This is a genomic window from Erysipelatoclostridium sp. DFI.2.3, assembly GCF_019132535.1.
GTDB lineage: Bacteria > Bacillota_I > Bacilli_A > Erysipelotrichales > Erysipelotrichaceae > Clostridium_AQ > Clostridium_AQ innocuum.
This window is the reverse complement of record NZ_JAHOOJ010000042.1, coordinates 1-11,460: the sequence shown is the minus strand read 5'-3', so window position 1 is coordinate 11,460 and position 11,460 is coordinate 1. Positions and strand designations below refer to the sequence as shown.

Genomic DNA, 11,460 nt, shown 5'->3' with positions numbered 1-11,460 from the left:
TCTTGAAAAAGGAAAAAGGACATTGTTACAAACACAGATCATCCATAAGTACGAAATTGACGATAACTGGGTGAATTCCTTATCCGATCAGCAGATAGATGACGCAGTCATCCTTATCCTGAAATGTGATACATATGATGATTTAAAAGAAAAGCTGAAAAAGAACGAACTTAAATAGAAAGAAAAAGGAATGCTGAGTAAATTCGCATTCCTTTTCTTATTCGAGATTCGAACAGTATCTCCAAAAGAAAAAGCCGCAGGTTCCCCTTTGGCTGTTGCATGTCTTATTTCTTTTTTGATTTGCTTTTGGTGCTTTTGGAATCCTTGGCATTTGCCATTTTCGGTGCCTTTGGATCCGGATCATCAAAGTAACGTCCCGGCTTGGATAAGTCAAAATACAAGCGACTGTCTTCACTCATACCGAAGCTCTTATTGCTGCCGTCATCTGTAATTTTATTTAGTGCTTCACAGAACAGTGCATTGTGAGCTTCCTCACGCTCCAGCAGGAACATGATGGTTTCCTTGACATATTTATCATCAATCTGACGATACAAATACTCATATACCACCTTGGCACGCTGTTCACTTGCGATATCCGCAAGCAGATCGGCTGCCAGATCACCTGTCACGGTCACATAGTCAGCAGTCCATGGATTTCCGCTGGAATTTACCAGGGCAGGATTCAGACCGAAGGTAACCATTGTTTCAATCTCACCGGCATCCACCTTCTTATAGTCCACATCACCACCATTTAACAGATTGATGGTTTCTGCCACCATTTCCATGTGGCTCAGCTCTTCGGTACCGATATCCAGAAACAAATCCTTGAAGACCGGGTCCTTTGCGCGAAAGCTTTGTGACAGATACTGCATCGCTGCCTTGACCTCACCGTTGCAGCCTCCCAGCTGTTCCTGCATCAGGACAGCGTATTGCGGATTGGGACGCTCTACCTTTACAGGATGTAATAACTTTTTCTTGTGTTCAAACATATTCTCACTCCTTTGTCACCATTAGTATGGGAAGGAGTGTTTCATTTATACGTGATTTTAAACATCTATTTCTTTGTATTCACTGCCTAGCTGTGCATAATGCGCGGCATTCTCCAGAATTTCCTTTACCTGCTCCTCACTGCATTTGCGTATGATCCGGGCAGGACTGCCCACAGCCAGACTGTTTTCCGGAATCTGCTGTCCTTCCTTTACAAGAGCCCCTGCACCGATGATACTGTGTCTGCCGATATGTGCACCGTTTAACACAATAGCTCCCATGCCGATCAGCACCTCATCCTCAATCATACAACCGTGCAGCACCGCATTATGGCCCACGGTCACCCGTTTCCCTATTTGCAGCAAATGCTTCGGATCCGTATGCAGCGTGCAATTATCCTGTATATTGCTGTCCTCGCCGATATGAATATGATCCTTATCGCCACGCACCACGCTGTGAAACCAGATGGAGCTTCCCTTCTCCAGCGTCACATCACCGATCACGGTCGCATTGCTGGATACATAGGCGCTTTCTTCTATGAGCGGCTGCTTATCTCTGTATGGTAAAATCATGTTCTACACCTGCTTTCCTTACAGCTATACTATACCACACAAGACACCGTTATCATGAAGGAATTTACATACGAAAGTTAAAATTTCAGATGTCAGTACCTTTTGATATTTCTTCCCCTATTTAACGATAAGTCAAAAAAAGAATTCACATTACTATAAATGACAATAGAAATGTGAATTCCTTATCCATAAACAACCGAAGACCAGGCCTTTTTAAAATTACCTGCTTTTTATTATTCAATTCCAAACACAGGAACAGCAGGTGCAACCTCAGCGAAGCCATAAGCTGTTGGCAAAGCATCCGCACACCTTATTGTATTTCCACATATCCCATATTTATTCAGGATAGCATGCAAGACAGCTCATATATTATTCCTGTTCCTGATCCTTCTTATAATCTTCATACAGGCTGGAAAAGGCAGAGCAGCTGGAGCAGTCACTGTGACAGGAGCCGCAGCCGGAGTCCTTCCCTTTTTTCGGTCTGGTAGCATAAACGATTACCGCAAGTATGGCAAGCAGTACCGCTATTACGATAACATCTGCAATATTCATATTCTCACATCCTGTTCACCTTTAGTATATGCAGGAATACAGGTTTTGTCCAATCAGAAGAACATACTTCCGATCTGAAAGACAAGGAATGCGACAAGATAGGCAACCATCGTCTGGTAGCCGACAGCTCCCAGCGCCTGCCTGATGGATCCCAGTTCTCTTCTTGTTGCGGCGAAGGCGGCAATGCATGGCATATACAATACCGTGAAGCACAGATATGCAAAGGCGGAAACCGGTGTGAAAATTGTCTGCAAAGCAGCACTCAAACCGGCATCGCTGTTTGTCTGGGTCAGTACACTCAGCGTGGAAACAACACTTTCCTTTGCCGTGATTCCGGTTACAAGTGCGGTACTTGCTCTCCAGTCCTCAAATCCCAGCGGTGCAAACATATGAGAAATCCAGGTGCCGATGCTGGCAAGCATGGAATCTGCGGAATCCGCAACTGCAGTGAAGGAAAAATCATAGCTCTGTAAAAACCAGATAACGATGCTGGCCACAAAGATGATCGTGAATGCCTTGCGCAGAAAATCCTTAGCCTTCTCCCACATATGCAGCACTACACTTTTTGCACTCGGTATACGATAGGAAGGCAGCTCCATTACAAAGGGCACGCTGTCTCCCTTAAACATTGTGCTTTTCAGCAACAGTGCAGACAGGATTGCCACAAGGATACCAATCAGATATACACTGATCAGGATCAATGCAGTATGCTCAGGAAAAAATGCAGCGGTTATCATACCGTAAATTGGCAACTTGGCACTGCAGGACATAAACGGAGTGACAACGATGGTCATTTTCCGGTCACGCTCACTGCTCAGTGTACGGGCGGACATGATAGCGGGCACACTGCAGCCAAAGCCAATCAGCATTGGCACAAAGCTTCTGCCCGACAAGCCGATTTTACGCAGCAGCTTATCCATAACAAACGCCACCCGGGCCATATACCCGCTGTCCTCCAGCAAAGACAGGAAGAAAAACAGCGTTACGATCACAGGAAGAAAGGACAGTACGCTTCCCACACCGTTGCAGATACCGTCTATGATCAGCGCCTGCAGCCAGTCACTGACCTGCATGGACGCCAGCAGGTTAGCCATTTGATCACATGCTACGGCAATCCCATCCTCCAGCAGCGTCTGCATAGTACCGCCAATCGGACCGAAGGTCAGATAGAAAATGCACAGCATGATCAGAATAAAAATCGGTATGCCAAGATATTTATGTGTCAGCAGCCCGTCAATTTTCTCGCTGCGCACCTGTGCTGAGGATGCATGCCGTTTCACAACACAGTCAGCCACCAGCTCCTCTATATAGGAATAGCGCATATCTGCCAGTGCAGCCTCACGGTCTGTCTGTAAGGCATCCTCCATGCTTTTTACGATTTTTTCTATAATATCGATATCATCCTGATGCAGCTTCAGCTCCCTTTGCATCGGTTCATCTCCCTCCACCAGCTTGGTAGAGGCAAAACGCATGGGAACCTTTGCCTGTTTCGCATGATCCTCTATAATATGGGCTATGGAATGAATGGCACGGTGAACCTCTCCCTTGCAGAAGTCCAGATTTACTGCCTGTTTTCCATCCCGAATCTGCTTTTTCACCACACGGATCAGCTCATCGATCCCCTCATTTTTGCTTGCGGAGATAGGCACGATCGGACAGCGCAGATGCTCACTCAGCGTATGCACATCAATGCTGTTTCCACTCGCCGTCACCTCGTCCATCATATTCAGCGCAATCACCATCGGCTTCTGCAGCTCCATCAGCTGCAAAGACAGATAGAGGTTTCGTTCAATATTCGTAGCATCCACGATATTGATGATCAAATCCGGATCATCCTTTAAAATGAAATCCCTTGTCACCACCTCTTCACTCGTATAAGGAGACAGGGAATAAATTCCCGGCAGGTCGACCAAGGCAGCTTCCTTAAACGATTTGATCTGCCCCATTTTCTTTTCCACGGTTACTCCGGGAAAATTCCCCACATGCTGGTTGCTGCCGGTCAGCCGATTGAAGAGTGTCGTCTTGCCGCAATTCTGATTACCGGCCAGTGCGATTAGTACATCCTTCATTTCGCCCCCTCCGTATCTACCTCAATCTTAGCGGCATCCTCCAGACGCAGCGTCAGAACATAGCCTCTCAGATTCAGCTCCATGGGATCACCCATTGGCGCCACCTTGTTTACATGCACGTTCGTACGCGGCGTCAATCCCATATCCAGCAGCCGTCTGCGCAGCGCCCCCTGCCCGCCAACTGCCCGTATAATGCCACCCTGTCCGGGTTTAATGTTATCCAATGTCGTCATAATCAACTACCAACTTTCTAAATGTTACCCTTGGTTAATATCCATATATATCATACTCTAATTCCTTACTTTGTCAATGCTTATCGTGCAGTTTTTCACAAACGCAAACATATTTCCACCACTATTTTCCCCTCGGTGATGATTTTCCACAGACAAGCTCTTTCAAATGCATCAACCACCACCCTTGCCCAGCCGCCCTGAAAGCCGCCAGCTAATAAAATACGATATGAAATATTCTTTCATTTGTTGATATTACAGGCATTCTTTTCAGCCAATTTAAAAGAATGCATACTGAATTTCTTTTCTTATGTGCACTACGCCTTTTTGTGATAAAATGAACATAACAGATATTTCTTAAAACTCAACTTTTATGGCGAAACCAATGAGGAGGTTCCATATGAAACGCAGTTTATTTAAAAAGCATCAGCTGTGGTATGTCGCAGGCTTTCTGATTATCAACCTTGCCGCCTGCATCATCATAGGCAATCATGCCTACCGGCAAATCCAAGCGGATATGAATGCGCATGCTTTGCAGTCACAGGAGGAAGTACAAAGTGTTATGGATGATTACCGGCATTCCTTTCAGCTGTTCACAACCATGCTTGAAAGGGAGGTGGAAGCAGAGCCAAAGCCGGCAGTCATCTGGAAGTATCTGAAAAAGCTGGATAAGCAGCTGCAGGCTATTGAGGGTGATACCTTTGACGGCCTGTATATGTATTATAGGAACTCCTATTTATACAGCTGGGATACGCCCTATGAGCAATATGAAAAAAGCGGATATGATGCCACAACACGTCCGTGGTACCGCAATGCAGTGGATGCGAAGGGTGAAATCGTGTTCACTCCGCCGTATATGAGCTTTGCCAATCATTATATTCTATCCACCATTTCACAGCTGCAGCCGGATCAGAAAACCGTGTTTGCCTATGATATAAAAATGGGAAACATACAGAAGCTTGTCGCCTCTTTACAGGCATATGATAAGGAGCAGCTGATCATTTTTGATAAAAAAGGCACCATCATCGGTAGCAGTGAGGAGGATTATCTAGGCGGAAACCTGATGCAGAGTACTGAGGAAAACAGAGAACAGCTGACAGAGGCAAACAACAAGCTGAAGCAGGCCGATTCCTCAATTTCAAAGGAGGATCGAAAGAAGCTGGAGGATGAGGCTTCCTATGCACAGGCCTTCTATGATTTTCAAAACAGCTTTTCCACCGACTTCAACTCGCTTCTGAAGGATGACGGTATGCAGCTGGTTGATTATCAGAATCAGAAATACTTCGGACTGATCCAGCAGGGAAACGAGTTTGATTATCTTATTCTCGTACCCGTATATTCCATGCTGTCCGCAACCCTGCAAATCTGGCTGATTCCTCTGCTCATACTGGAAATCATATTGATATATGTACTGAGCCAGATCAGCAGAGAGCTGAAAAACCGTGAATTAAAGGGGGCCTATGTGGAGCTGGGTCAGACACAGAAGCGTTTGGAAATTGCATTGCAGGCTGCCCAGAAGGCTGCAGCCATCGATGAGTTGACCGGTATGATGAATATGAAATCCTTCCGCAGTACAGTTAAGCATCACATACAGGGAATGGAGGAGGATGAGAATGGAATCCTGATTATGATTGACGGCGATCATTTTAAATCTGTCAATGATCAATATGGGCATTCCGCCGGTGATGAGGTTATCCGTCTGACGGCACAGATGATTGTCGGTCGAATCCGTACAGTCGATTATGCTTCACGACTCCATGGAGATGAGTTCGCCATCTTCGTATCCAATACGCGTGACTACCGTGTAGCGGAAAAAATCATGGAGGATATCAATCTGTCACTGGCGAAGGAAGCCCAGAAACGAAATATGCCCGCAATCACTTTATCCTCCGGTGCTATTATCGCCTGCCCCAATGATAATTATATGGAGCTGATCAAGGCTGCCGATGAGGCTTTGTACAGAGCAAAGGAAACGCACAACGGTGCCTTTCGTCAGGCTGAGGAGAGGTAAAAAACATACAGCCTGCGTTCTTATGTGCGATACAGTAGGCACGCAATGCATTTGAGACAAAAAGGATCAATTTCATCTTTACGAACCTGATGAAATTGATCCTTTGCTTTTCTGTTTCGTACATGGGCAATCGCCTGTTCTGTCGCAGGGCATCTTCTTTATGAATAGCCGGGTACCGCAATTTCTGCATACCTCTTCCTCTTTTTGTTTTGATTACCTTTCTGCGTACATAGGCTAACGCCGCAAACCATGCGACTTTATCTGCACAGATAGATTCCCGGACAGCATCCCCCGCCAAGACACATATTGCATAAGATCAGCTGACAGCAGAAATTTGATCCTCCACCGCCAAAGGGACTCTGCATACTCTGATAGCGGGTTCTTCCGGACTGCATCTGTGCATATAGCTGACGGTATTGCTGATTGGACGGATCCATTTGACATGCTCGCTCTGCCGCCTCCATCGCCGCAATCTGGTTCCCGATACTGTAATTGCTGATGGCATACAGATAATACCAGGATGCATCCCGATTCTGAATGCTGTTCAGCACCTGAATCGCCTCCTGAAAACGCCCCATGTTTATATAGCTGACAGCTGCCTGGTAATCATTGGAAAATGACTGCTGATAGGTATTCTGCTGGTAGCCGTTGAAATTCTGTCCGAATGCTCCCCCGTTCTTTTTATAATCCAGTGCCTGCTGATAAGCATTCTGTATCTGCTTGAATTTCTCTTCAGCGTAGGGTTCCTTGTTTACATCGGGATGATATTTCTTCGCAAGCTGGCGATAAGCACGCTTGATTTCATCCTCACTGGCATCCCTTGACACCCCTAATATCTTAAACGGATCATCCATCTTTTTCACCTGTTCTTTTCTTTCTTACCATTTCATATTTCGTCCAGACTCCCGCATACAGGATATTACGCAGTATATCCGCATGCCGCAGAATCGGCAGTGCTTCAAATGCATCGGCGCTGTTGGAAATCATCAGCTCCAGAATGACCTTGACACGTTCATCAAAATCCGTTTGCCCGCTTTTTTCAAGAAACGGATTGAACTGTCCCTTCCTTCGATCGTCTTCCACATCATCATAGGCATCCATGATGTAGATGAACCTTCCCAGATAATCTCCCAGACGATATAGTGTATCATACCATTCATCATGCCGGTAGGTAACGATTTCCGCCATCATCACACCGCTCAAGGAGGAAAGCCTGTCCAGATCACGGCTTTGCGCCTTCTCCAGCTCCGCTGTCTTTTGCAAAGCCTCACGGATTGCCTGTATCTTATGGGGATAGGCTTCTTCCATACGCTTCATCGGACGCTTTAAAAGCGATAGCATGCTTCTGGCCTGCAGCCGATGCTCATCCTTCCAGTCATCCTCACACTTCAGATAGGTCAGAATAATCGTCATATCCGCAGCATAGCGAAGATAAGCATTCTCCCGCTTTACATGCCGGTGCATCGGATGAACAACGCATCGCTCCCTGACGAGCTGATCCTCCGGCTCATACAATGCCGTAAGCAGAATCGCCAGAAAGGTGAGATCAAAATTTAAGGTCAGCTGACCTCTGCGACCGAAATCCTCATGGAGTGCTTTGCACAGGCCGCAGTAAAAGGATTGATAGGTATCGAAATCCTTTATTTTAAGCTCCGGTTTATTGACAATTACATATCCAAACATGTTACTTTCCCTGCCTTGACAAAAAACTTCATGTGATAAGTTTACCCTTATTATAGGGAAATTTCAAGAGTCGCAGACAAGATAACATAAAAACACACATTGCAAGCCGCTTTTCAGCCTGTTGTGCAGACAATGCATCATGCATATACCGGTTTAAAAAAGCTGCATTATTTCCAAACGCTTACTCAAAAAGAAGATGCATATACATAAAATGATGATGCATTCAAAGGATATTCTAAAAAGGGGAATACTCAGTCTGGTGAAAAAGGATCCTGTGTATTGGAAGAAAGCCTTTTAATAGCAGGAAAAATCTTAACATACCTAAATGACTGCTCTGTATATAAAAAAGCCAGGTGTGCAAACGCAAATCCAACACCTGCCTTTTCATCCATCTAGTTCATGTTTCATTTTACTGTTATCCCTAAGCAGGCAGAAACTCATTTCTATTCTGTCCGATTTTCTTCCATGAGCTCTCCATGGATACATACTCTGCCGCCATCCGGGCATTTTGCATCAAACTGCGTTGCCCGCTGTTCTCCATAATCCAGCAATGCACCATTCAATAATGCATAAACACTTGGATATATTGAATTCCAGAATTCATGACATAGAGGCGGACATAAGTCCTTCACAACAAAGCTATCTCCCTGTTTACAATACCCGCTGCGGCATGCACTCTTCGTTACGGTCAACCTGACTGTTCTCATAGCTGATTCTCCCTCCATCCTTCAACATAGTAGGATATGCAATTCGACACTCCCCCTACGGTCATCGTTTTCCTTTCATAAAGCTTATCACTTATGATTACACGCTCTTTACTGCCGCAAGAAATGCACGAACCCTTTGCGCACTTACGATTTCATAGTCGGATGCATGCGGCTGTGGTGCATAGGAGAAGCTTACCGATTTACGGATCGTAGTCACATCCTTTTTCCAGTCCTTGCAGGAGGAATGCACCTGACAAATTCCGCTTTCCACCAGAAACTGCTGTACGTTATCAGCATGCAGCCCACTTCCTGCCAGCAGCTCAATGCGGGAACCGTACATGTTTTGCAGCTTCCTCAACAGTGTTAGCGCCTGCATGGCTTTGGGCTGCTGTCCACTTGTCAGGATGCGGTCTACGCCAAGTGCGATCAGCGTTTCTATCGCAGCGAACGGATCCGGTGTACAGTCAAAGGCCCGATGGAATACCGCTGTTTTCCCTGCTGCATGAGCCATTGCAACCAGCTGGGCACTCTGCTGCTCGTCTATAGTTCCATCCGCATGCAGACAGCCGAATACAATACCATCCGCTCCATTTTCCAGCATTTCTTTAGCTTCGTCCAACAGCTGTGCAAAGTCTGCAGTCTCATAACAGAAGCCTCCTCCACGAGGGCGAACCATTGCCATGACGCTTAGCTGCGTATGCTGCTTAACCAGCTTTAAAGAGCTGACACTCGGTGTCAGTCCTCCCATGTGTAAGGCACTGTTTAATTCAATACGGAGAGCACCACCCTGCTCTGCCTGCAGTGCATCATTATAGCTGCCACAGCATATTTCTGTTTGTATTTTCATTGTAATCTCCTTTTCTGAAAGCTGATTCCAAGCAAACCGGTGTCAGGGCCTTGCGTAATGTTTCAATTTCTGTTCAACTCCCGTTTAAAACACCGTCATTCTTAAACAGCTTTGTATTTGCTTCGTTTCCAGTCCGCTTTGCGCACAAAGTGATACTGCTTATCATCCGAGACCGCAGTATCAAGGCGATAGCCCAGTCTGCAGAAGCGCTTTACATCCTCAAACTGCTGAATATTCTGTTCAGCCAGCCAGCGCACCATTTCACCTCTTGCCATTTTCACATAAACACCCTTTTCCCTGCGCCTGCCCTCTTCTTCTTCCAGAAAGTAGACACTGACTAAGTGTACATCCGGATCCAAGTGCCTTTTTATGAGCCTGCCGTACTGCTTGCTGGATAAATCCAGAATCTGCTTATCCTCTTCAATCAGCCGTTGATAGGGCTTGCTTCCCCAGAAATCATATAGGCTTGTGCAAAAGGGTGTATGAAAGGGACTGTCCAGTTCAAGACGATAGGGTACGACGCCGTCAAAGGGCTCCAGAATACCATATAAGCCGGATAAAATGCGAAGATGCCGTTCTGCATAAACGAAGTATTCCTCCGATAAAAGATCCGGTGCCATATAGCTGTATTGTATACCGTCAAAGCTGAGCAGTGCCGGCACACAGGAGACATTCACATCCATGTGCTGATAGCTGTTGTATGTCCATTCGGCAATGGCATCGCTGCAGTTCAGCATGGCTTTTAATTCCTCCTGCTTTTTTGTTTTCAGATATGTAACAAGCCGTTCACTTTCCGGCAGGAAGCAGGGCATGCGTTTGTGATCCATAAAATCAATTGTTGGACGCATACGTTTTGCCGGAGCAATTAGTATCATCATGAGGTATCACCATGAACAAGATACCATACTTCAAAGGAAAAAACAACTTCTGAGTAGGCTTGCAGCAGCTAACATGCATAGGTTTAATTATAAGCTGCAGAAAGTGCTCTTCTGATTCAGTTCTGATAGCCAGGGAATATGCTATACATTAAGAAATGCTTCCAGCACTTTGATAAAGATGACTGCATCTTCCTCTTTAATATTTTGTTTGGAAGATGCAAAACGATAGTGCTATTTTAGGCAGATTGTTTGGCCAGACAGAGGTGGTGATTAAATCACAATGCGCAAGCTCCCACAGCAGCTTCTCTTTATCTCCCAGCGTTGATAGCGCACGGACATGATCAATATACAGCGACTGCAGATCATGATTGATCAGCTGCAGTTCATATCCCTGCTCCTCATTGATCATGTTAATCAGATCTTCATTCACATCTGCGAAGACTACCTCATATCCGGATGCATGCAGGCGTTCTCCAATAAACCCTCGTCCGATACTGCCTGCTCCGAAATGTACAGCTCTTCTCATAGTTCTCCTCCTTTCATTTTTCTACGGTTCACCCTATTTGTTAGCAACCAGCGTGCCACAGCATATGAAATTGTCCTATTTTTTTTGATTTTCATTATTTTCTCCAATATTTCTATATAGATAATGTAGTGTAGAGCTTCATCATAAAAAAAGAATGCAGAATTTTAATCCAATGAAATTCTGCATTCTTCTATTTCTATTCTGATTTATTCTTTTCCATTTTCTCTTTTAAGGCATCATATGTAGCACAATCCAGAATTTGAACAACAACATCATCCAGCTGCTGTTCGCTCAAGGTATCCACCCAATCATCATCAATACCGTACTTATGGATAAGCAGTGCTTTTAACATTGTTCTTTTTCCTTTTACGAGACCTTTTTCAAGCCCTTTTTCAAGC

Annotated in this window: 12 protein-coding genes and 1 pseudogene; 1 reads left to right on the top strand and 12 read right to left on the bottom strand. The window is 45.3% G+C overall.

Translation table 11 applies throughout. The annotated features are described in order from the left end of the window. Positions 1 to 284 precede the first annotated feature (284 nt). The 5 genes from KSZ58_RS22090 to KSZ58_RS22070 all read right to left on the bottom strand — a co-directional run bounded on the left by KSZ58_RS22090 (position 285) and on the right by KSZ58_RS22070 (position 4,413). Positions 285 to 989: a manganese catalase family protein gene (locus KSZ58_RS22090; protein WP_008817556.1), complete on the bottom strand. Its 705-nt coding sequence runs from the start codon at positions 987 to 989 to the stop codon at positions 285 to 287. A 57-nt stretch (positions 990 to 1,046) separates the two neighbouring features. Next, positions 1,047 to 1,559 (bottom strand): gamma carbonic anhydrase family protein, encoded by a 513-nt coding sequence (locus KSZ58_RS22085; RefSeq protein WP_002610456.1) that lies wholly within the window; start codon positions 1,557 to 1,559, stop codon positions 1,047 to 1,049. Between the two features lie 369 nt (positions 1,560 to 1,928). Continuing rightward, positions 1,929 to 2,111, bottom strand: coding sequence for a FeoB-associated Cys-rich membrane protein (locus tag KSZ58_RS22080; RefSeq protein WP_002610454.1), 183 nt, complete (start codon positions 2,109 to 2,111; stop codon positions 1,929 to 1,931). Between the two features lie 53 nt (positions 2,112 to 2,164). Beyond that, positions 2,165 to 4,180 (bottom strand): ferrous iron transport protein B, encoded by a 2,016-nt coding sequence (gene feoB, locus KSZ58_RS22075; protein ID WP_022300187.1) that lies wholly within the window; start codon positions 4,178 to 4,180, stop codon positions 2,165 to 2,167. Next, positions 4,177 to 4,413 (bottom strand): FeoA family protein, encoded by a 237-nt coding sequence (locus tag KSZ58_RS22070; protein ID WP_008817560.1) that lies wholly within the window; start codon positions 4,411 to 4,413, stop codon positions 4,177 to 4,179. Before KSZ58_RS22070 ends, feoB begins: the two co-directional genes overlap by 4 nt. A 397-nt stretch (positions 4,414 to 4,810) precedes the next feature. Here KSZ58_RS22070 and KSZ58_RS22065 point away from each other — a divergent pair, with 397 nt between their 5' ends. Next, positions 4,811 to 6,421: a sensor domain-containing diguanylate cyclase gene (locus KSZ58_RS22065; protein WP_009271005.1), complete on the top strand. Its 1,611-nt coding sequence runs from the start codon at positions 4,811 to 4,813 to the stop codon at positions 6,419 to 6,421. Positions 6,422 to 6,678: 257 nt separating this feature from the next. On the opposite strand, the gene KSZ58_RS23325 is transcribed toward KSZ58_RS22065, so the two are convergent. The 7 genes and pseudogenes from KSZ58_RS23325 to KSZ58_RS22030 form a co-directional block, all read right to left on the bottom strand. Beyond that, positions 6,679 to 7,275, bottom strand: coding sequence for a J domain-containing protein (locus tag KSZ58_RS23325; RefSeq protein WP_002610447.1), 597 nt, complete (start codon positions 7,273 to 7,275; stop codon positions 6,679 to 6,681). Next, positions 7,268 to 8,104 (bottom strand): DUF5685 family protein, encoded by an 837-nt coding sequence (locus tag KSZ58_RS22055; protein ID WP_008817562.1) that lies wholly within the window; start codon positions 8,102 to 8,104, stop codon positions 7,268 to 7,270. The genes KSZ58_RS23325 and KSZ58_RS22055 overlap by 8 nt, the downstream gene beginning before the upstream one ends. 443 nt (positions 8,105 to 8,547) lie before the next feature. Next, positions 8,548 to 8,811 carry a TIGR04076 family protein gene (locus KSZ58_RS22050; RefSeq protein ID WP_008817563.1) on the bottom strand — a complete coding sequence of 88 codons (264 nt, stop codon included), beginning with the start codon at positions 8,809 to 8,811 and terminating at the stop codon, positions 8,548 to 8,550. 97 nt (positions 8,812 to 8,908) lie between these two features. Next, entirely contained in the window at positions 8,909 to 9,658 is a 750-nt protein-coding gene (locus KSZ58_RS22045) for a copper homeostasis protein CutC (RefSeq protein ID WP_008817564.1), read from the bottom strand. A gap of 101 nt (positions 9,659 to 9,759) precedes the next feature. After that, positions 9,760 to 10,536 (bottom strand): peroxide stress protein YaaA, encoded by a 777-nt coding sequence (gene yaaA / locus KSZ58_RS22040; RefSeq protein WP_009271006.1) that lies wholly within the window; start codon positions 10,534 to 10,536, stop codon positions 9,760 to 9,762. Positions 10,537 to 10,732: 196 nt separating this feature from the next. Continuing rightward, complete coding sequence (locus tag KSZ58_RS22035) at positions 10,733 to 11,062, bottom strand: mannitol dehydrogenase (protein ID WP_008817566.1); 330 nt, start codon at positions 11,060 to 11,062, stop codon at positions 10,733 to 10,735. A 196-nt stretch (positions 11,063 to 11,258) separates the two neighbouring features. After that, positions 11,259 to 11,460 (bottom strand): annotated as a pseudogene (locus KSZ58_RS22030) (transposase); the annotation flags it as partial.